The organism is Dorea sp. 210702-DFI.3.125, from assembly GCF_020560945.1.
GTDB classification, from domain to species: Bacteria; Bacillota; Clostridia; order Lachnospirales; family Lachnospiraceae; genus Dorea; species Dorea formicigenerans.
Genome location: NZ_JAJCNF010000006.1, coordinates 92,928 through 115,328, shown reverse-complemented (window position 1 = coordinate 115,328; position 22,401 = coordinate 92,928). Strand labels below are relative to the sequence as shown.

Annotated in this window: 21 protein-coding genes and 1 other annotated feature (1 of these 22 cut by a window edge); of the genes, 4 read left to right on the top strand and 17 right to left on the bottom strand. The window is 40.1% G+C overall.

Annotated elements, in window-relative coordinates; genetic code table 11:
• Positions 1-168 precede the first annotated feature (168 nt).
• Complete coding sequence (locus LI164_RS04900; RefSeq protein ID WP_173785991.1) at positions 169-2,298, bottom strand: sensor histidine kinase KdpD; 2,130 nt, start codon at positions 2,296-2,298, stop codon at positions 169-171.
• Entirely contained in the window at positions 2,270-2,977 is a 708-nt protein-coding gene (locus tag LI164_RS04895; protein ID WP_005333997.1) for a response regulator transcription factor, read from the bottom strand. The genes LI164_RS04900 and LI164_RS04895 overlap by 29 nt, the downstream gene beginning before the upstream one ends.
• A gap of 524 nt (positions 2,978-3,501) precedes the next feature.
• On the opposite strand from LI164_RS04895, the gene iorA reads away from it, so the two are divergent.
• The 3 genes from iorA to LI164_RS04880 are packed head-to-tail and all read left to right on the top strand — an operon-like array spanning position 3,502 to position 7,212.
• Positions 3,502-5,325: an indolepyruvate ferredoxin oxidoreductase subunit alpha gene (gene iorA, locus LI164_RS04890; RefSeq protein ID WP_173785990.1), complete on the top strand. Its 1,824-nt coding sequence runs from the start codon at positions 3,502-3,504 to the stop codon at positions 5,323-5,325.
• Complete coding sequence (locus LI164_RS04885) at positions 5,318-5,947, top strand: indolepyruvate oxidoreductase subunit beta (RefSeq protein ID WP_201836436.1); 630 nt, start codon at positions 5,318-5,320, stop codon at positions 5,945-5,947. The genes iorA and LI164_RS04885 overlap by 8 nt, the downstream gene beginning before the upstream one ends.
• 29 nt (positions 5,948-5,976) lie before the next feature.
• A complete protein-coding gene (locus LI164_RS04880) occupies positions 5,977-7,212 on the top strand; it encodes a phenylacetate--CoA ligase family protein (protein WP_005334005.1) in 1,236 nt (411 codons plus the stop codon).
• A 117-nt stretch (positions 7,213-7,329) separates the two neighbouring features.
• On the opposite strand, the gene LI164_RS04875 is transcribed toward LI164_RS04880, so the two are convergent.
• The 4 genes from LI164_RS04875 to LI164_RS04860 all read right to left on the bottom strand — a co-directional run bounded on the left by LI164_RS04875 (position 7,330) and on the right by LI164_RS04860 (position 11,698).
• Positions 7,330-7,722: a VOC family protein gene (locus tag LI164_RS04875; protein ID WP_173785989.1), complete on the bottom strand. Its 393-nt coding sequence runs from the start codon at positions 7,720-7,722 to the stop codon at positions 7,330-7,332.
• 131 nt (positions 7,723-7,853) lie between these two features.
• Positions 7,854-8,849, bottom strand: a complete 996-nt coding sequence (cdd, locus tag LI164_RS04870) for a cytidine deaminase (RefSeq protein ID WP_319637994.1) — start codon at positions 8,847-8,849, stop codon at positions 7,854-7,856.
• Between the two features lie 197 nt (positions 8,850-9,046).
• A complete protein-coding gene (locus LI164_RS04865; protein ID WP_118358734.1) occupies positions 9,047-10,483 on the bottom strand; it encodes an MFS transporter in 1,437 nt (478 codons plus the stop codon).
• A gap of 39 nt (positions 10,484-10,522) precedes the next feature.
• Positions 10,523-11,698: a M20 family metallopeptidase gene (locus LI164_RS04860; protein WP_005334012.1), complete on the bottom strand. Its 1,176-nt coding sequence runs from the start codon at positions 11,696-11,698 to the stop codon at positions 10,523-10,525.
• A 440-nt stretch (positions 11,699-12,138) separates the two neighbouring features.
• On the opposite strand from LI164_RS04860, the gene LI164_RS04855 reads away from it, so the two are divergent.
• Positions 12,139-13,467 (top strand): hypothetical protein, encoded by a 1,329-nt coding sequence (locus LI164_RS04855; RefSeq protein ID WP_227086812.1) that lies wholly within the window; start codon positions 12,139-12,141, stop codon positions 13,465-13,467.
• 377 nt (positions 13,468-13,844) lie between these two features.
• Here the strand turns inward: LI164_RS04855 and LI164_RS04850 are convergent, their stop codons facing one another.
• The 11 genes from LI164_RS04850 to leuS form a co-directional block, all read right to left on the bottom strand.
• Positions 13,845-14,243, bottom strand: coding sequence for a VOC family protein (locus tag LI164_RS04850; RefSeq protein ID WP_227086811.1), 399 nt, complete (start codon positions 14,241-14,243; stop codon positions 13,845-13,847).
• 96 nt (positions 14,244-14,339) lie between these two features.
• Positions 14,340-14,750 carry an SseB family protein gene (locus tag LI164_RS04845; protein WP_029731333.1) on the bottom strand — a complete coding sequence of 137 codons (411 nt, stop codon included), beginning with the start codon at positions 14,748-14,750 and terminating at the stop codon, positions 14,340-14,342.
• A gap of 14 nt (positions 14,751-14,764) precedes the next feature.
• A complete protein-coding gene (locus tag LI164_RS04840; RefSeq protein WP_227086810.1) occupies positions 14,765-15,598 on the bottom strand; it encodes a DUF4299 family protein in 834 nt (277 codons plus the stop codon).
• Positions 15,599-15,704: 106 nt separating this feature from the next.
• Positions 15,705-16,127 carry a hypothetical protein gene (locus LI164_RS04835; RefSeq protein ID WP_227086809.1) on the bottom strand — a complete coding sequence of 141 codons (423 nt, stop codon included), beginning with the start codon at positions 16,125-16,127 and terminating at the stop codon, positions 15,705-15,707.
• Positions 16,128-16,270: 143 nt separating this feature from the next.
• The gene (locus LI164_RS04830) at positions 16,271-17,200 is read right to left on the bottom strand and encodes a hypothetical protein (protein WP_227086808.1); all 930 of its coding nucleotides are present in this window, start codon (positions 17,198-17,200) and stop codon (positions 16,271-16,273) included.
• Complete coding sequence (locus tag LI164_RS04825; protein WP_227079206.1) at positions 17,193-17,717, bottom strand: flavodoxin family protein; 525 nt, start codon at positions 17,715-17,717, stop codon at positions 17,193-17,195. Before LI164_RS04825 ends, LI164_RS04830 begins: the two co-directional genes overlap by 8 nt.
• Before the next feature lie 62 nt (positions 17,718-17,779).
• Positions 17,780-18,529: an EFR1 family ferrodoxin gene (locus tag LI164_RS04820; RefSeq protein WP_227086807.1), complete on the bottom strand. Its 750-nt coding sequence runs from the start codon at positions 18,527-18,529 to the stop codon at positions 17,780-17,782.
• Positions 18,530-18,579: 50 nt separating this feature from the next.
• The gene (locus tag LI164_RS04815; protein ID WP_227086806.1) at positions 18,580-19,158 is read right to left on the bottom strand and encodes a nitroreductase family protein; all 579 of its coding nucleotides are present in this window, start codon (positions 19,156-19,158) and stop codon (positions 18,580-18,582) included.
• On the bottom strand, positions 19,109-19,330 hold the full coding sequence (locus LI164_RS04810) for a hypothetical protein (protein WP_227086805.1): 222 nt from the start codon (positions 19,328-19,330) through the stop codon (positions 19,109-19,111). Before LI164_RS04810 ends, LI164_RS04815 begins: the two co-directional genes overlap by 50 nt.
• On the bottom strand, positions 19,264-19,479 hold the full coding sequence (locus LI164_RS04805) for a hypothetical protein (protein WP_227086804.1): 216 nt from the start codon (positions 19,477-19,479) through the stop codon (positions 19,264-19,266). The genes LI164_RS04810 and LI164_RS04805 overlap by 67 nt, the downstream gene beginning before the upstream one ends.
• A gap of 311 nt (positions 19,480-19,790) precedes the next feature.
• Positions 19,791-22,220 (bottom strand): leucine--tRNA ligase, encoded by a 2,430-nt coding sequence (leuS, locus tag LI164_RS04800; RefSeq protein ID WP_255642163.1) that lies wholly within the window; start codon positions 22,218-22,220, stop codon positions 19,791-19,793.
• 60 nt (positions 22,221-22,280) lie between these two features.
• Positions 22,281-22,401, bottom strand: a binding site (T-box leader) (it continues 117 nt past the right edge of the window).

The following is a 22,401-nucleotide window of genomic DNA, read 5'->3' as shown; positions in this document are numbered from 1 at the left end:
GAATATATTCAAATGGCTTCGCCACACTTTTGTGAAGTTTTGTCAAGCTTTTAGGTAAAAAAAGTAGTGCAAAAAGTAAAAAACTACTTTTTACACTACTAAAATCCTTAACTTAATGACATTGTTTTTCAAAAAACCCCGTCCCCAATTGAAATTGTATTAATTGTCTTATTTATTTTTCCACGGCCACCGTATCTCTGCCTTAAACAGATCTGCCTCTGTCTCAACATGAAAATATCCACCTTGCAGTTCTGTAAAGCTTCTTACGATTGCAAGTCCCAGACCGGAGCCCTCGGAATTTCTGGATTCATCACCGCGTACAAAACGCTCGGTAATCTCCTGTGGATTGAATGTCAATTCATCTTTCGAAACATTTTTCATCTGTACTACGATTTCATTTTCTTCTCTGAAAATATCCACAAATACCCTTGTATGTGGCATTGCGTATTTGGTAACGTTCACGATTAGGTTTTCAAAGATCCGGTATGTCTTTTGTCCATCCAGAACAGCTGTCATCTTTTCTTCCGGATAATTACATTTGAATTCCAGATCTGTTTTTTCAATCTTTTCATCCAGTTCCAGTTTCACCTGTTTAAACAGGTTCACAACATCAACATCTGTCAGATTCAATGTTACATTTTTGCTGCTTGCCTTACTGATATCGAACAAATCTTCAATCAATACCTTCAGGCGCATGGATTTTCGTTCCAGCACATCGACATACTCTTTCTTTTTCTCTTCGTCTTTTTCATCTTTCAGAAGATTAACATAAGTAATGATTGCTGTCAGTGGCGTTTTCAGATCGTGGGACACATTTGTAATGAGTTCTGTCTTCATACGCTGGCTTTTTATTTCCTCTTCCACTGCTTTTTTGTAGCCTTCCTGAATCTTTTCAATCTCTGGTTTAAATGGATTGAACATGCCAAGATTTTCCTTGATTTCCACATTCATGTTGCCTTTTGCCAATTCTCCGGTTGCTTCTAAAAGTCTGGCGTATTTTCGCTTTATGTCTTTGTAATATTTCCGCAAAATGAAGAATAATATAATGGAATATATGACAAGTGCCTGCATGCGATAGTCCCAGAAAAGACATACTAAAAATAATACAGCAAAGTTGCAAATAACGATTCTGAGTAAAATTTTGTTGCTCTTATCCGTCAAATCTACTTCCTGCAGCGATTTCCATACTTTTGCAACAAATGCTTTAAATCTTTTTCCAAGAGATTTTGCAGTATCTTCTCCGTTGCTCCCTATCGTTTTGATTTTCTTCCAATGGCGTCCGACCATGGTCTGCTGTTTCAAGTATCCTTTTATTCCCAGCGGTATGACTCTTCTAAGGCTCGCTGCGATCCAGTATGTGGCTGCAAATGTTCCGAGCCACACCATCCAGTCTAAGAAATCCGGATACCCTTTCGTCCGGCTTAACAATGCTCCGCTTTGATTCATCAAGACTTCAATCATCACAAAAGCTGCAATCACAGTCACCTCCAACGGAGAATGGAAGATTTTTTCATTTCCCGTCTGAAAAGTCTTGAAGCAAGGATATAGCCATGCCGCAGCTGCTACAGCCAGCATCCACAACAAAATTGTATTATTCATTTCATCTGGTGCGTAATACGAATCCGGATTTCCGATTTTATAATCATTGATATACTCCTTCAGATTCTCCGTTGACATTGCAAACAAGTATGTTCGGTTCTTCGGTGTCTGCAAGGATGCTTCCTCATAATCCTCATCCGTATCAGGATAAATCGTCACTTCACAATAAGACAGCCAGCTGTCCTGAAAATAATTCCCGATAAGCTTTCTCATGGTTACTGTTTGTTCTTTTGCATAATCACTTTTCTTAATGTTGACACTTGGTTTCCCATTTGCATCATACGAAATAATCATTCCAATGGCATAATTTTTTAGATTGCTTTCTGTCAGATTCTTTCCTGAACTGACCGTACTTTTTTCAACATCACCGCCATTTTCATCAAGCACCCGATAGTCCAGATAAGAATTAAAATGTGAATACTCTGACATTTCTGCATTGTAGGAATCATACAGAGATTTTTCAACATCATCTGCGTACTTTCTTCCACTTTCTGTATTATAGAGCAGATACGTACTCTCCAGAAAATGTCCCAGAAAATCTGACGATTTCTCTGCATTTTTAAATGCTTTTGTCTTCGTCTCAGTTTTCATCTGATACCAGCCAAAATACCCGGTCATCATTGCCAATGATGGAATCAATATTGTAATCATGATAAAAAATATAGCTAATTTATGCCTGTTTTTCAATTTTGTATCCAACTCCCCACACCACCTTCAAATATTTTGGTTCCTTCGGGTTAATCTCAATTTTCTCACGAATATTTCGCACATGCACCATGATCGTGTCTGTGTTGACTGCACGTTCATTCCACACACGTTCATAAATCTCGTCTGCAGAGAACACCCTTCCAGGATTCTTCATTAACAATAATAAAATTTTATATTCCATCGGAGTTACTTTTACAAGCTCCCCATCCACACGAACTTCCACTCGTTCTTCATCTAGTTCAAGACCTCCGATCACGTGAATGTTCTGCGTCTTTTCTTTGTCTCCTAATTTTTCCATAAATCTCCGGTATCTGCGAAGCTGTGAATTTACTCTTGCAAGCAGCTCCAATGGAGTAAATGGTTTTGTTACATAATCATCAGCTCCCATATTAAGCCCCATGATCTTATCCACTTCTTCTGATTTTGCAGACAGAAAAATCACCGGAAAATCGTATTTTTCCCGAAGCTTTACCGTCATCTGGATCCCGTCCATTCTTGGCATCATCACATCCACAATTGCCAGATGTATTTCTTCCTTCTCAATTACTTCCAGTCCCTCAACTCCGTCTGCCGCCTGGAATACTACATATCCCTGGCTTTTCAAATATATCTCAACACCCTCCCGGATTTCCTTATCGTCTTCAACGATCAACACATGATTCATTTCCATATTTTTATATTCCTCTCACTTTCCAACACCTTAATTGCTTTTCCAAGTATATCATATCCGACTCCTCCTTTTTCACTTTTCTTCAAGATTTCAAGAATGCCTCGGCATTCTTGCTGCGAGGTGCGCGTCATGCAATTGCATGACATACTTCTACTGCGCACCTCTGCAAGTCTACACTCCGTTTCGGTCGGCGCAAAACCATTGTCCACCGGACAATGTGCGCCCTGCCGGAGGCTATATCAGCTGGAAGATGACTCCCACCACTGATACCAGCTTGTTTCTCACCACCTATAGAGGTGTGAGTCATCTTCCAGCTGATATATAATTTCTCTTGTTTTAAATATCATAAAAATGAATATTAAAAAACAGCATGCAGAAATTCGAAAGATTTTCTAAAGATTCTACAATTGAATTTCTCGCTTTAACGTACTATACTGTTTTTATATATTTCGATTGCTATGAGGTTCGTCTGTTTTCATAATCTCATTGCTATCATACCTATAAAAATAATATGAGGTGAATTTATGCATAAAGAATTCTTAATGGGTAATGCCGCCATCGCGCTCGGCGCTGTAGCTGCCGGTGTAAATGTGGTCGCAGGTTACCCTGGAACACCTTCTACCGAGGTTCTTGAGACAGTCGCAAAATACCGCCCGGATGATGTCTATGTAGAATGGTCTGTCAATGAAAAAGCCGCTATGGAACTGGCTGCCGGCGCTGCTTACGCCGGAGCGCGTTCTCTCGTCACTATGAAGCAGGTCGGTTTAAATGTTGCATCTGATCCACTTATGAGTTTGGAATATGTTGGAGTCAAAGGTGGCATGGTCATTCTCGTTGCCGATGATCCGGGACCGATTTCTTCCCAGACCGAGCAGGATACAAGACATTTTTCCAGATTTTCCAAGCTCCCTTGTTTCGACCCTTCTTCCGCCCAGGAAGCTTATGAGATGATTCAGGAAGCATTTGAATACTCCGAAAAATATAAAACACCGGTATTCCTCCGTCCGACCACAAGAGTCTGTCATGGCTATGCAACCATCGATATCAAGGATAAATCCGAATACTACCACAACAAACCGGAAGGCTTTATCAAGGATTCCAAGCGCTGGGTCATTTTCCCGAAACTGTCTTTTATGAATCATCAGAAAATTGAAGCCCGGAACAAAGAGCTTTCCGATGTTTTTTCTTCTTATGAAAAGAACAAACTGATTCCGGCTTGTGACAAATATGCCGACTCAAAAAAAGGGATTGCTTCCGGAGGAATCAGCTATACATACGCTATGGAGACATTAAAAGAGACTGGTATGGTACGCCATCTGAAAGTCTCTACACCGCACCCGTTTCCTGAGAAACTGGCAGTCGAGTTCTTAACCGGACTGGACGAAGTGCTCTGTCTGGAAGAATTAGATCCAGTCATCGAACGTGAATTAATTTATATTTGCGGGAAATATCATTTAAATACGAAGATCATTGGCAAGCTGAGCGGTGATACTGCCTGTGCCGGAGAAAATACACGAGACAGCGTTTCTAATTATATCCATACATTTCTTGGATTAGACACGTCAAAAGCACAGGAACTTCCAGAGCCTCCGGCTCTGCCTGTACGTCCTCCGGTTCTGTGTGCCGGCTGTCCGCACCGGGCTTCTTTCTACGCAGTCAAAACTGCCATGAAAGGTAAGAAAACGATTTTCTGCGGTGACATCGGCTGTTATACACTTGGGAATGCCATGCCTCTTGACATGGTCGATACTTGTCTGTGCATGGGCGCCGGACTCAATATTGCACAGGGCGTAGAAAAAGTAGAACCCGATACCACCTGCTTTGCATTCGTGGGCGATTCTACATTTTTCGCCTCCGCGATCACCGGCGTAGTAAATGCAGTCTACAATCAGGCAAATATGGTACTCGTTGTTCTCGACAACTCTACAACTGCCATGACCGGCCACCAGCCACACCCTGGCACCGGACGGACCGTCATGGGAGAAATTGTCCAGAAAATCAATATTGAACAGGTACTGCGAGGAATTGGTGTCACCGAGATCGAGACCATCAATCCTCTGGAACTGGAAGCTTCTGTTTCTTGTGTTAAACGCATGGCAGAAAAATCCGGCGTAAGAGCAATCATTTTCAAAGCTCCTTGTATTGCCGTTACCAAGCCAAAAGCTCCGCTTCATGTCGATCAGGGTTCCTGTATCGGCTGTAAAAAATGTATCCGTGATCTGGGTTGTCCGGCGATTGTGATGAATGATGAAAAAATCTGCATTGACGCTTCTATGTGTACCGGCTGCCGGCTTTGCAGCCAGGTGTGCCCGGTCTGTGCAATTGCAGGAGGTGACGATCATGAATAATATCGTAAATAATACAACTACATCAAATGTTATAAACACTTTCAATATAGCAACAAACAAAAATATTGTTCTGTGTGGTGTCGGCGGTCAGGGAACCGTTCTTGCTTCCAAGCTCCTTGCAGCAGCAGCTATGAGTAAAGACATTCCTGTCATGAGTGCTGAAACCATCGGTATGGCACAGCGTGGCGGCAGCGTTTTCAGTCATTTGCGTATGGGAAAAAATCTATATTCCCCGATGATTAAAACCGGAACTGCCGATCTTATCATTGGCTTTGAACCTGGAGAGACGGTACGAATGCTGCCTTACCTGAAAGAACATGGGCAGGTTGTCGTCAGTAACCACGCAATCAAACCAGTTACCGCAACACTAAGCGGCTCTTCCTACGACGCGCCTCCTATGATCGATTACCTGAAGGAACATGTGGAAAATCTAACCCTTATTGATGCAGATACTATCTGTCGGGAAATCGGTTCTCAGAAAGTATTGAACATGGTACTTTTAGGTGCAGCTATCCGCACCGGAGTTTTAGATTTTTCCCTTGAGGAAATAGAAGAAGTAATGAAAAAGACCTTGCCGGAGAAATTCCATGAAATGAATTTAAAAGCACTACGTTACGCATAAATTATATAACATAGAAAGGATTTATCACTATGCAGATTTCATCAAATCAAATTGCACAAGTTAACCAGCAGATTCAGGCTTTATTAAATGCCAATAATTTCTATGGAAAAAAATTAAAAGAAGCTGGCGTATCCAGCATTCAGTCCGCAGAAGATTTCGAAAATCTTCCATTTTCTGAAAAGAATGATTTAAGAAACGCTTACCCACTTGGACTTATGACTGCTCCTGAAGAAAAAATTGTTCGAATCCACTCTTCTTCCGGAACAACCGGGCTTCCGGTCATTATTCCATATACAGCAAAAGATGTGGATGACTGGGCAATCATGTTCAAGCGCTGCTACGAAATGGCAGGCATGACGAACATGGATCGTATTCAGATCACACCGGGATATGGACTGTGGACTGCCGGAATCGGTTTTCAGGCCGGCGCTGAAAAACTGGGCGCTATGGTCGTTCCTATGGGACCCGGAAACACCGACAAACAGCTTCAGATGATGATGGATATGAAGACAACTGTTCTTGGCTCCACTTCTTCCTACGCACTTCTTCTGGCAGAGGAAATCGAGAAACGTGGAATTAAAGATAAGATTCACTTAAAAAAGGGAATCATTGGCTCCGAGCGTTGGGGCGAAAAAATGAGAAACCGCATCAAGAGAGAGCTTGGAATTGAAATCTACGATATCTACGGTCTGACTGAGATTTACGGTCCAGGAATCGGAATCAGCTGCTCACACGACTGTGGTATGCATTACTGGGACGATTACATTTACATTGAAATCATTGATCCGGTAACTGGAAAAGTCCTGCCGGACGGAGAACTTGGCGAAATCGTCATCACGACTCTTGTAAAAGAAGGTGCACCTCTGATCCGTTACCGTACTCATGACCTGTCACGTATCATTCCGGGAGAATGCCCTTGTGGAAGCAAATTCCCACGTCTTGATACAATCATGGGACGTACTGATGACATGATGAAGATTAAAGGTGTCAATGTATTCCCAAGTCAGATTGAGGAGATTCTGAAAGAATTCTCTGAAGTTTCCAGCGAATATCAGATTCGTATCTCACATCTGGACGGAAAAGATACCATGCGTATCTATGTTGAGACAAATGGAACAGTAGACTTCCAGGATCTGAGCAAACGAATTGCTTCCGTAGTTAAGAGCCGCATCGGATTCACACCACTTGTAAAAGTCGTTGAGATCGGACTGCTTCCGAGAAGTGAGAAGAAGACGAAACGTGTGATTGATGAGAGATATGAGTAAATGTAATTTTATGCAATAAATTGCCGGCTGCTAGGTTCAATGTCAGAAACGGTTCAATGAAACACCCTCATAGCCAAGAAAATTTACAAATCCTCTTGGCTATGAGGGTGTTGTTTTTTATTCATGCAGCTCCAACGGCAAACCATCTGGATCAAAGAAAAATGTCATCTTCTTTTTGGTGTAGCTGTCCAATCGAATCGGTTCGCATCCTATCCCCATCTGTTCCAGTTCTGCTACAGTAGCTTCCACATCATCCACCCGGAATGCCAAATGCCGCAGACCGCAAGCTTCCGGTCGATTCACGCGCTTAGGAGGGTTCGGCTCTGCGAAGATCTCCAGTTCAATCGCATCAGCACCCTCACCAACACGCAAATCCAGTTTCCAGTCATTCCGTTCTATACGAAAGTTCTCTCGCACAACCGCAAATCCCAGCTTGTTCACATAAAAGTCTTTCGATTTCTCATAATCAGAAACTATGATTGCCACATGATGAATCGTTGCAAATTTCATTTTTTAGGTTTCACCTCTCTATCCTTATATATTATATACCATACTTGCCGATTGTTGCTACTGCCAGTTCCAAAAATACAACTTCGCTGCCACCCACCTGCAAAATTATAAAAATCACTTTACATTGCTAATTATTTCTTCAGGTCATCTTCACCGAAGCTGTATGGCAAGAGTTCACGCATGGTGAGGATTTTTTCTTCTTTGTCATTGGCGATGAGGATTGGTGTGTCTGGCAGGAGAAGTTCACTTAGTACCTGGCGGCAGGCTCCGCAAGGCATGGTGAGTTTTTCTGCATGGGTAGTAATTGCCATGGCCTTGATATCTTCTTTCCGATAGCCTCTGGAATATGCTGCAAATATGGCGCTTCGTTCTGCGCAATTTGAAAGTCCATATGATGCATTTTCGACATTGGAACCGGTTATATATTGCCCGTCAGTTAATTCGACGCATGCTCCGACTTTAAAATCAGAATATGGTGCATAGGCATTATCGATAGCATTCATGGCATATATTTTCAATTTATTGCTCTTCTTCGTCCTTCTTTTTCCGGTCATGGATTCTACCCTGAGGCGGAATACCGCTGTCATTGGAATCACTTTTTCATTGAACGGAAAATCTTCTCTCCGGTACTGCTTCATTAATATCCTTAATGCCTCGTACTTTTCTTCTTCGTTAAGCATCTCGATATATCCCTGACCAATTACACTTTCATACTCCATGGCGCAGTTTCCCTGAGCTTTATCCAAAATCAACTGATGTCCACAGTCCATTTCGAAAGATGCCCGGTTGTCTTTTTCTATTAACTCGTATTTTTTTCCTTCCAGTACCCCGTGAAAATAAAGTACCGGCATATCATTTTCTACCTGAAGTCCAAAATTTAGCGGAACGATGTATGGATAATCTCCGTTGTGAAGTGCTATCCTGCACACATCACATTTTTTCATAACTTCTAATATATCCTGTTTATCTGTAATCTCTCTGTCTTTTCGTCTCATAAAATCATACCTTTCAATTATTTTTGTGTATAATTCAAGAATCTGAATCCCAATTTTAATATAATCATAGTAACACATATCAAAAGTATCTTCCAGTTTCATAATATTAGACTTTCCACATCCGGTAACCATAATGATACTTCATGCCATCCTGCCGGAGGCTTTTTAGCATAATAGGAAATACGATTTCCTATTATACTAAAAAAGGTCCACCGGACCTTTTTGTCGTATGCTTGGCAACAAAGAAAATACGGCAGGATCACCCCGCCGTATTTTTTGTGTCTTTATTTGTTTTAATTCTAAAATCTTACGATTCTATTTTATGATTTTTACTCAGCTTTTTTTGCTGTCATCTTAGGTCTTACTACGAAGATTACAAGTACAAGACCGATTACTGCTACGATTGCTGCAAGACGGAATACTGAATTCACACCATTCTGAATATATGCAACATTTGTAGGATCTGCTGCTGTACTTAAGTTGTAAGCAGCTCCGAATACTGCTGCTGCAATTGTGTTTGCAAGTGAGTTTACGAAGTTTACAAGTGATGTACCTACACCCATATCAGCCGGCTGTAATGTTGCCTGTGCACTTGGTGTGATAGCTACGGAACGGTAACTCTCAGCAATACCTGTGATTGTCAGTGCTACGAAGTAAATGATGATTGATGTACTTGGTGTTGTGAATCCCATAACTGCCATTGGCACTGCTACGAATAATGTTCCAACTACCATAGCTTTCCAAGCATTAGATGCTTTCTTACCAACCCATACACCTGCCATTGTTGGCAGGAAGATTGTGATGATTGTACGTGGCATCTGAAGAGCTCCTGCTGCACTTGTGGAAGCTCCCATAACTCTCATAGCTCCGATTGGTGCGTATACGTTCATAGCACTCTGATAGAAGTAGCAGATAAATCCAACGATCAGAAGTACTGTATACTGTGAGTTTTTGAACAGTTTCAGAGGAATCAGCGGCTCTGCTGATTTTCCTTCAATTTTTACAAGTACAACTAATGCTACGATACCGATTACGAAACCTGCGATAATTGCCGGATTTCCCCATCCCATAGATGAACCGAAGTTCAGGGCAAGAAGGATACCTGCAAGTGCTACTACAAGTGCGATGATACCAGGAATGTCAATTGCAACTTTTCCTTCTCTCTTAACATTTGGCATATTCATACCAATCAATACTACTCCAAGAATAAGTGGTACTGCCGGCATAAGGATTGCAACTTTTAAAAGTCCCATATCTGTCAGGATACCTGCAATAATACTTCCACCGAATCCTCCGACAGCGATTGCTGTTGCCAGCATACCCATTGCCTTTGGAACATCTTTTCTCTCATTGATCAGACCAGCAATGATGTATGGAGCTGCTGTAAATGCACCCTGTGCAAATCCGATTAAAAGACGAAGAATCATAAGTGGTACTAAGGAACGTACAAATGCAAATGCAATACCGCATACTGCGCAGATGATTCCAGGAATCACTACAATATTTCTACGTCCAATTAAATCTCCAAGTTTTCCACCGATAGGAGTCATAATGGATACTCCCATTCCGGCAAAAATAGAGAACAGGGATACATATCCCATTGCGTTAACGCTCTCCAGGATTGGAGATGTCAGAGTTGCGAATACAAGTCCATACATTGCTACGGAAAGCATCATACAGATACATCCAATCTGAACTGCATTCTTTTTGCCCTTCGGAAGCGGAATTGCTACCTGTGGCTGTGTTTGTTGTTGTTCGTTTGCCATGATAATTACTCCTTTTCTCTCATTTTTCTTTAGATTAATTTATTTGTTATTTTTTAACCACTGAGTTGCGCAGTATGCCAGACAGCTTGGTCCGATCGGGCATACACCCTCATTAAACTGAACCTTTGGATTATGAGCTCCGTACTGACCTCTCTCATCCGGATATCCTGCTGACAGATACATAAATGTTGATGGAACCTTTTCTGCGATTGATGCAAAATCCTCTGAAGCACTTGCAGAAATTCCTGGATAAGGCATCATTCCCGGAATATTCATTTCCTTCATATATCCTACAAATTCATCTGTAAGTTTTGGATCACAGATAAGTGGCGGTACTTCTGAAAGCATTGTAATCTCAGCAGTTCCACCATAACTTTCTGCTGTCTTTGTTGCAACCTCTTTCATTCTGCGGACCATAAGCTCTCTTGCCTGCTTATCATTACTTCTGATTGTTCCTTTCAGTGTTGCAACATCCGGAATAATATTCTCAGCTGTTCCACCCTGGAACTGACCTACTGTCATAACGCATGCTTTGGTAGGATCAACCTCTCTTGCCATGATAGCTTCTAATGCAAGATATACATGAACTCCAATGTTGATCGGATCGATAGAATTCTGTGGATAAGCTCCGTGAGAACCTTTTCCTTTGATATCGATCTGGAATCCATCTACAGAATACATCATAGTTCCGTTGTCATTATACATATAGATTCCTACCGGCATTTTTCCTGCTGCCACATGATAAGCAAGGGCTGCATCTACCTTCGGATTCTCTAAAATACCATTTTCAATCATATTCTTGCTTCCCAGGAAGTTCTCCTCAGCCGGCTGGAACATAAATTTAACTGTTCCTTCCAGTTCAGACTCATTCTCTTTAAGCATCTTAGCTGCTGTAAGAAGCATAGCTGCATGGAAGTCATGTCCACATGCGTGAGCTTCTTTTCCTGTTGGACATGCAAATGGTTCTCCACTTTCTTCCGGCATCGGAAGAGCATCCATGTCTGCACGAAGCATAATACATTTTCCGCCGTGACCTAATGTCGCGGTAACTCCATAACCACACTCCTTAGGTTCCAGCCCATACTCAGTAAGCTTTTTCATAACATATGCCTTTGCTTTTGGCATATCAAGACCAACCTCTGCATTTGTGTGGAAGTAGCGACGATTTGCAATCGTTTCTTCGTTGAGCTCCTGAGCTCTTTCATAATAGTTCATATTGGTTCCTCCTTTTTATATGGACACGTAAATATACATTTACGCAAAACAAGGGGCAGACTCATGCCTTACACGTTCTTACCCCTTTGTAACCTGATTCAGCTGTGTGAAATTACTCCCATTTATTCTATTCACAACAGTCACCTTTTCCCTTCAAACCAATCTTAATTTCTGTAAATGTTATTTATGGAACATATCCAGCACATTTCTGGAACACTTCAAGAATATTTACAGAATACTTATGGAATATTTATGGCATAATTATAGCAATGCTTGATAAAATCGTCAATCATTTTTACACTATATTTGATAATTTTAATCAGTGATTGACATTTTGTGCAATTATCCCATATTTAAGTCAAAAAAACTGTGCAATATTTCATTTAGTCACTTGAATTATGCGCACATTTCAATTAGAATATACAAGGGAGGCGAGTACTATGAAACAAAAAATCGTGATTATCACAAGTAAATACCTTCATCCTTTTGTTGAAAAGGCATTTGAAGATTTTAAAGAAGACTGTACTGTGACCATTGCAGATTATACGAATTTTGATCACATTACAGATATTTATAGAAAATATGAAAAAACTGCTGATGGATTTATGATAAGCGGAACGACTGCCATGGCAGCAATCGAACATCATATTGGGGAATTCCAGAAACCAGTCATCTCCTTTCATGCTGACCTGATTTCTTTTTACCATGCCCTGGTCAAGCTTTTTCTTGAGCGGAGAGACCTGGATCCGACAAGATGTATTTTCGACTTTATGCTTCCAATCGTAAAAGATCCTGAGCACCCGGTTGAAGCCACTGCCGATTATCTGATTCATGAAATGGATCTTAATAATCTTGCTTTAACAATGGATAAATGGGCTAGCCAAAGTACAATAGTTGATTTTTCAATGGTGGAGATGAACATTGCACTTCGGACAATCGAACTTTGGGAAGCCGGCAAGATTGATATGGTATTGTGCGCTTACAGCAGCACCATGCCGCTTTTGGACGAGAAAGGCGTTCCGAACTACTTCCTATATCCGGTAAAAAATCAGCTGGAGTCCCAGATTAAAGAACTTCTTGCACAGATTAAACTGGAAAAATACAGAGAAAATCTTCCGGTTGCAATTGCAATTGCTGACCGCAATAAAACTTCCGGTGAAAAATCTGATGACAGTGTTCAGGATGCCGTCCAGAAAGTTGCAAAAGCCCTTCTGATCGATGCAGTATTTCAGGCTGAATCTGAAATTTATTATATTTATACTACTCATCGTGTCGCAGCTATGCTGACAAAAAATTTTGAAGTAGAATATCTGGATTCTGCATTAAAAAATGACTATGGCATTTCAACAGCAATTGGGTATGGTATTGGAAATAGTATTACTGAAGCAAAGAAGCATGCTGAAAATGCATTACGTGAATCCTGGAGTTCAACCGGAAGCTTCGTCATGAATGAGTCAAACCAGATTATCGGACCGCTTGGTTCTTCCCAGCTTCCGAGTTTCCAGCAGAATCTTCCAGACGATATCTTTCAGATTGCCGAGAAATGTAAGTTATCTACACTTACAATCCAGAAGCTGATATCAATTGTTAAAATGAATGGATCTTATGAAATAACTACAAATGAACTGGCAAATCACCTTGGTGTTACTGTCCGTAATGCCAACCGTATCCTGCGCAATCTCGAAAATGGCGGCGCTGCCACGATTGCACATACCCGTTCCACTGCTTCAAAAGGTCGTCCAGTTAAAGTATATCGCTTAAACTTATAAAAAGTATAGGAGCAAAACTGTCAAAATTGCAGGTTGCTCCTTTTTATTTATGTGAAATAGACATAGTAAAAGCGGATACCAACTATTTTATTGATATCCGCCCCTACTGTGTTGGTTCAATCATCTTCAATTGTTCCTTTCTCTTTTTCATTCTTTAATCTTCTGTGTTCGGTGGTCCGTACCTTCCTTTCATAATCTAGGGGGAGTATCGGTACTAAACTTATCTGCTTTTTCTTTCCCGATACACTTCAAATAACTTTATGAATATTTACAACTCGCGTTTGTCTTATATTTCATATCTGTTATTTGATGGTTTAATATTAGCATACGCGAGTTATTTTGTCAATATATTTGATTAATTTATTTATATTTTTTATCTATTTATTTTCATCTTTGCTATTTTCAGAATTCTTTTGTACTAAAGTCCTTACTTCAATCAGATTTCCGTCCAGATCATAAAAACGCACAACCTTCTGTCCCCAACTATAAGTCATCAGTTGGTTTACATATTTGATGTCCGGATATAACTTTTCCAACTTTTCTACAAATGCTTCTATATCTGATTCTTCAAAATAAAGTTCACAGGCATTATTTTCTGGAATGACTTCTTTTTCCAAAAAGCTTTTCCAGATTTTTTCGTCCTGAAGGACGAGCCCTTCTGTCAGAATCACGTTTCCATCATTGTCCAGTATCGTATCCAGACCAAATAAATCATGATAAAATTTTTTAGATTTTTCGATATTCTTTACAACAATCAACACATTTCTCAGCTTCATACACTTCTCCCCTGTTCTGTCATACGGATTTTCTTCACACTGTTATAAAACGAATCCTTCTTCTTTTGAACGTTTATTTTTTTAAGAATTTTTCCTTTACTCCGGTTTGATAATTCGAATCAGTCCCTTATCCAACATAAGCGTCCTATTCCATGGATTCAAAATCACCCCTTTAATCTCCGGTACAGTAAGCGCTGCATCAAATAGTTTATCTATATCTACAAGAAATGTCGATTTTACACTGTCTGCACCTTTCATTTCTTCATTAAAACTCGTAAATGCATACCACCAGTTTGCACCGTCGGAAGTCTGAATCATCTTCAGATTCATTTGCGTAGTTCCAATAGATGGCTCAACCGCTACGATTACCTGCCCTGAGTCCTTCATACGTCTTCGAATCACAGTCAGCGTATGTGCAAGCTGCTCCTGAGTCGCTTCCTTTTGCAAAGCCTGTATTGCCACCTCTATCTTTTCATTTCCTTGCAATGTTTCATCCTGTCTATCCATAAATATTTCTCCGTTTATAATTCCACCTTATATTTTTTTAATAATTCATCAATCTTTGCTTCGCTCAGCACGGTAATCACATGATTGGCATCGTAATAATCCTTAATATCCAGATTATTTATAAAATCTTCATATTCGATTGCCTCACCTTTTTTCAGCATCACATACCACGCTTCCACACCCTCAATCTGATTCATTATAACATACGGTTCCGTCGGAACGACGCTCGGCACATCTGCCACGATTGCATAGATACCGATTAATTTTTCTTCGGAAGTCTGATATACATTCGAAGTCGCATAATATACGTCCAACGACTGAATCTCATACAAAAATTTTTCAAAACTATCCAGGTTATTTCCAATCTGCTGAATTTCTTTTAAACTAATGGAAATGGGATTGAACACACCAAATATTTCAAATCTCCGATACTCATCATTTCCGATTTTTTCCTGTAAATCTTCCAATGCACCGATACTTGCTTCTTCATCATACTGTACGAACCTCTCATTGTCCTTCAACGATACTGTATCTTCTTCCCGTATATATTTCTTAGTGCCTACTTCATTACAGATCGTCGTAATCACATGATAAAATAACCGAATTTCACTCCTGGTCGTAGGAAGGCTTAAAGAAAGTAAAATATCTGTTCCGTCCAGCCATAGATCAATTCCTCTTGCAAGCCTGTTTTCATCATAAATCAGTGTATTCTCTGCCATTTCATTTCTGATCAAGCGGTAATTATCATCACTGACACCGTAAGCCAGACCCGTAAGGGCTACAATATCCTTCATTTCTAATTTCTTTTTAAAAAGTGCTTTCTGCTTAATCCTGACATTTGTTGACATTACTCATCCTCCCCTTATTCCGGCAAATATGTCTGCCTGCTGTCATATCCTTCTTTCTCGAATTCAGAAAATAACGCCTCAATTTTCACCGGCTTAACACAACTTTCTACTCTTCTTCATTCTGAAAATCTATATATTCCTGTGCAACGTCTCGGATTTCCTTCTCTATGTCTGTTCGTTCTGTTACTTTCTTCAATAGAGCCATATAGAATTCTCTATCTCCGCCTCCATTAATCAAACGATTCATCATAAAAAGCGTATGTATTGTCGGACGTCGTTCTATGGATTTCATTAGCAGTTCTTCATATCCGTGCCGATAAAACCGCTCCATATAATGTGTAATCTCTCCCGGCATACCAAAGTCTGTAAATGAGTGTTTTTCCATGAAGCCTAACAATGATTCTACTGACGATAAGCCAAGGTCTATTTTTCCTAATTCTTCTATTGCATCATCGAACTCATATGTTACTTCATCATCCTTAATGTACTGTTCCAGTTTTTTTATGACATTTTCCATCTCTACATGCATCTTATCTAGTTTCCCTTTTCTTTTAATTTCGATAGTTTTTCAACATCTTCCAAAATTCTTCAAAGTTCTCTGCAATCCAGTATACATTTCCTTCATCATTTGATTCTTCTTTAACTTTTCCAAATGATTCCATTTTTCTTCTCCTAAAATAAATCCAGCATATTATCCAGATATATTTCTTCCCTGATATGTAATTGGTACTCCGGCTTTGTCATGTAATAAAGCAAAAATTCCAAAATCAAAGCACTTCCAAGGCTCCGACCTTCGATTTTGAAATTCGAAAATCCCATTGGCAGATAGATATTTTGAATAGCATCAATTCCTATAAACCCCGGATTAGTCATTGCCTTTGAAAAACGGTAACCATGATTTATATCCGGCGCAGTACAGTGATGCTCCAAACTGTTCTCTCCCAGATTCTTGCGGCTGACTGCTTCGTAACAGCGTTTCCTGTCCTTACAGCCAAACCAGCAGCATTCATTACACAAAAATTCCACTTTATCTTTTTGCATCTGGGACAACGTATTTAACTTGTCGAAAGATTTATTCAACCTAAAATCCGGTACAACATACTGAAAATCTTTTCTATTCACTTCATTCAAGAACTGTTCAAAATCTGTCAACACTTTCGTTGTTGACGAGACAAAATACAGCCCAGGATAATTCTTTTTCAAATATTCCAGCAACAAATCTGAATAAACAATTACCCCGTTTTTCTTTACTTTAGTCTCTTTATTTTCCACATTCTTTTCAAATAATGCACAAAGTTCATTACACCTTTTATCTGACAAATGTTCCTCTCTAAGTAATGAATTGCTAAATGTCAGACGGGATGAAATCCCATATTCCTGCATCAATTCCAGAACCTCTTCCGGCTCCTGCTCTCCAAATCCGGCACGGCCGCCACCCCAGATACAGTCCGCCGGGGCTCCGTAAATTGAGCCAATCTCACACCAGTCATAAAAATATTCTCGATGTTTGCGAAATAAAGGCAAAAATTCACGGTACAATTCATAAAATTCGAACAGCCCCGGAAGATGGTAGTATGCTATACTTTTCTTTGTATTATACATTTTTTCCCAGATTCTCCAGCTTCTGAATTGCATCTACATCTTTTGCAAGTTCATCTCTTGCATTTGCATAATAACATTTCTGGAACAGCATATCCCATGACAAATAACTTGCCATGCAATCAAACTGCTTACAAATCAATTCGTATTGTATATTATCTAACGGTGAGCCGCCTACTACAATCAACCCAATCTTTTTCTCTTTCAACTGCAGTCCGCGGCAATAGCATTTATCGATGACCTGTTTCAACTGCGCTGTCATTCCCCACCAGTATACAGGTGTTGCAAAAAGAATCATATCTGCTTCCACCAGTTTATCAATCGTTGGATTCGTATCGTCCTGATCCACACAGCCTTTATGACATTGACAGGCACCACAGCCTTTACATGGGCTGATATGTAACTTATCCGGAGCAATCACCTCGATTTCATTCTTTTCAGCCGCTCCTTTTATAAATGCATTGATTGCTGTCAATGTATTTCCTTTTCTGGCACTTCCATTAATAATCACGATTTTCATAATATCTCTTCCTCCCTCTTTTCAATAATTGCATTTTAATTAATAGTACTTTTTAATTTTTCTTACAAAGCTTCAAAATGATATCTTGGTTTTCCGACGCTCTTCTTTCCGTATTCAATCGCCTCAGTCGGACAATAACAGATGCATGCCATGCAATGCGTACAATTTTTACTCCAGACAGGTCTCTCCTGTTCCAGGTGAATATTATTAAGCGGACACTTTTTTACGCATTGTCCGCAACCGATACAAGAATCATTTGCCTGAAATGCGTTGGCTTTCACAAAAAATTTATAGAAAATAGGATTTACCGGTCCACTCATAAAACGGTCATATAGATTATTACGTGGCAAGCAAAATTCTTTTCCATTTCTGATATATGCAATGACTTTTTCAATATCAGGTTTGGCTTTTGCTACAATTTTCCGTGCTTCTTCTGCTTTTGGTGCATCAAACATGGCAATATAATTCTCGGGCATGAGAATCCGTGCTGTTCCCATATATTGAAGTTTCTTTTGTTCTGAAAGCTTCCGATTGTATTTTGCTGCATTTCCTATCTCACTGCCACAATTCATAACAAACCAGATACGTTTTCCATCAATGAATTCCGTTTTATCAATCCACTCTGATACAATCTTTGGAATGCGCCAGGCATAAGTCGGTGTCACAATAATCACATCTCTGCCAGTCTGCAATGGCGATGTATCATTTTCTTTTATTTTCATGTTTAAATCTACTGTATTTTCCCGTATTGCCTCGGCAATCCGTTTTGCAATATATTTACTGTTTCCTGTTCCTGAAAAATAAAGAATCAAAATATAGCTCCTCCAAATCCTGATATTTTGTATCTATTCTGCGTCAGCTCCTACAAATATTTCACGATATCTTCCAGTTTTCGCTTCGGTACTACATAATCTTTATTCTCATCAAGATAATATTTGATATTTCCGTCTTTTGCGTCTTCCATTTTGCTTGTATGACTCGGATAACCAAATGCTACAACTGTATGAAGTTTCTGTTCTTCTTTAAGGCCAAACATCTTAGAAAGTTCTGCTTTATCGCACGCACCAATAATACAGCTTCCCACTCCATGGCTCCATGCAGCCAATGTCATATTGCTGATTGCCAGTCCGGCATCTGTATCACAATACTGCCCCCGATTGATATTTTCATTTTCTATAATTCCTATGAATAAGACCGGTTCTTCCCCGGCTTTCGGCTGCCCTTCCTCTTTCGGAAGATAACCTGCCCATCTCGTATGTCCGAATACTTCTTTTACCTTCTCCTGCGACTTCACAACAACATAGCTTAATGGCTGTAAATTTGCCGCACTTGACGCATAGCGGGCTGCAGTCAGCATTTCATCAATGATCTCATCTGATATTGGCTCCTGCTTAAATCTCCGGTAAGTTCTTCTTAGCTTTAATAATTCCATCAATTCCATATTTTTCACCTTCCGCTTTCTTTTTAATTCCGTTCATATATTTTCTTACTTCTTCGAATGACCGGATTGGTTTTTTATTCCTTGTTGGTTCACCCAGTTGCTTTGTCATATACAACGTATCGAACCATCTGGCAGCGTAATCTTTTCTTTCGCCCGTATCTCTCTCCAACATTTTTTCACCAAATCCATATTACTATTTTTTAATTCATAAAGAACTTTCTTCTCTCCATCAATTCCTGCTTTTGTGAGAATTATTTCTTTCTGAATATTCTCTTTTACTTTCCCAGTCGCTCTTGGAAGTAACTCTTCCAGTTTTGCCAAATGCTCCTCTGCACTGTTTGACTCCTTTAAAATTATAATTTCCGGCTTTGAAAAAAAACCATAACTCTTTCCTTTATCTAATGTTTACTTCATAATAAATAATTTTATCATTTTCCTATATGATTTACAATCCATATATACTGTATTAAGTTTTTATTGTCTATCAGGAGATATCAGTACATATGAAGAATTTATGATTATATTAACAGCTTGCAGTTTACTCATCGCAATTCTGAATTGTACATATAGAAAATAGCACCTTAAGCTCCTGCAAAGCTTAAGATGCTATTTCTAACTAATCATTACTTAACTTATTTCATTACAATATTGATAATCTTCTTCGGAACGTAGATTTCTTTTACGATATTTCCTGTCAGTTTATCTGCGATTGCTTCTTTTCCTGCTGCAATTGCATCGTCTTTGGAAATGTCTGTTGGTACTGAGATGACAGCTTTTGTCTTACCGTTGATCTGTACAGGTACCTGGATTTCGTCATCTTTCATCTCATTCTCATCATATGTCGGCCATCCGGCTTTGAATACGCTGCCTTCGTGTCCTAACTGCTCCCAGAGTTCCTCTGCTACATGAGGTGCAAATGGGGAAAGCAGTACTGCAGCTGTTGACAGTGTCTCTTTGTCAATTCCGCCTTCTTTCTTAGCAATCTCGATGAGCTTATTATTGTGTTCCATGAATGCAGAGATGACTGTATTCAAGCTGAAGCTCTCCAGACGTGTTGTTACATCATAGACAAGTTTATGACGCTCTTTGATCATCTCTTTCGAAGCTTTTACATCTGAATCTTTGCTGTCCATAACAAGATTCCACAGACGTTTCAGGAAACGGTTTACTCCGTCGATTCCACGGTCATCCCACTCTGCGTCTAACTCCGGTGGTCCTACGAAAAGCTCATACATTCTCAGGGAATCACATCCATAATCTCTTACAAGATCATCCGGTGATACAACATTTCCCTTAGATTTACTCATCTTGATTCCGTTCTTTCCTGTGATCATTCCCTGATTGAACAGCTTATGGAATGGCTCATCAAAATCAACAACTCCGATATCGTTCAGGAATTTTGTATAGAATCTGGAATACAGAAGGTGAAGAACTGCATGCTCTACTCCACCGATGTACATATCTACCGGAAGCATCTCGTCTGCTTTCTCTCTGGAAACCAGTTCTTTATCATTATGGTTATCCACATAACGAAGGAAATACCATGATGATCCTGCCCACTGTGGCATTGTATTTGTCTCTCTCTTAGCGTCAGCGCCACACTGTGGACACTTGCAGTTTACCCACTCATCGATTGCAGCAAGCGGTGATTCACCAGTTCCTGTCGGCTCATAGGATTCTACCTCTGGCAGACGAAGTGGCAATTCTTCTTCCGGTACCGGAACATTTCCACACTTCGGACAATGAACGATCGGAATTGGCTCTCCCCAGTATCTCTGACGTGAGAATACCCAGTCACGCAGCTTGTAGTTTACGGTTGCGCGTCCGATTCCTCTCTCCTCGATAATATGTGGTGCCTCTTTTTTCAGTACGGCAGACTCCATACCATTCCACTCACCGGAATTGATCATTGTTCCGACAGCTTCAGTATAAGCCTCTGTCATATTCTCAATCTCTTTACCATCTTTTGCAATAACCTGAATGATTGGGATATTGAATTTTGTTGCAAACTCGAAGTCACGATCGTCATGAGCAGGTACACACATAATAGCTCCTGTACCGTAATCAGCCAGTACATAATCAGATAACCAAATTGGAACTTTTGCTCCATTTAACGGGTTGATCGCATATGTTCCTGTAAATACGCCTGTCTTTTCTTTATCCTGCATACGGTCAACATTAGATTTCATAGATGCATCGTAAATGTATTTTTCTACTGCATCTCTTGTCTCGTCTGTTGCAAGGCTCTTAGCAAGTTCATGCTCCGGAGCCAGTACCATAAATGTTGCTCCGTGAAGTGTATCTGGTCTTGTTGTATAAACTGTGATTTTCTCATCTCTTCCTTCTACTGGAAAATCTACCTCTGCACCGTATGATTTTCCAATCCAGTCAGCCTGCATCTTCTTAACTTTCTCAGGCCAGTCAAGCTTGTCCAGATCATTTAGAAGTCTGTCTGCATATTTTGTGATACGAAGCATCCACTGACGAAGATTCTTCTTTGTAACTTCAGCTCCACAACGCTCACATTTTCCGCCTACGACCTCTTCATTGGCAAGACCTGTCTTACATGATGGGCACCAGTTGATTGGGAACTCTTTCTCATAAGCAAGTCCTTCTTTGAACATCTTTACAAAAATCCACTGTGTCCACTTGTAGAAGTTCGGGTCTGTTGTGTTGACCTCACGATCCCAGTCATAAAGAGCTGCGATTTCATTGATCTGACGCTTAATATTTTTAATATTAGCTGCTGTTGAAATCTCCGGGTGAACTCCCATCTTAATTGCGTAGTTCTCTGCCGGAAGTCCGAATGCGTCCCAGCCCATTGGATGAATGATATAATAGCCCTGCTGTAATTTATATCTGCTCCATACATCAGAGATTACATATCCTCTCCAATGACCTACATGAAGTCCGTTACCTGAAGGATATGGAAACATATCCAGGCAGTAATATTTTTCTTTTTTCTTTCCATTCTCATCAAACTGGACATTGACCGGATTCTCTTCCCATTTGTCACGCCACTTTTTCTCGATCGCCTTATGATTGTAAGGTATCTTAGACATATTGATTTCCTCTCTTTCTGCAATACTGCATCTAAAATAAAATGAAAGCCTTCTCATCTCCAAAGAGACGAAAAGGCTTGATTCCGTGGTACCACTCTTCTTCATATGAATTCTCATATGCACTCATTGCTTCTGTAACGGGAAGTCCCGCTCCTGCCTATGTTGTCCTTACGATAAATGT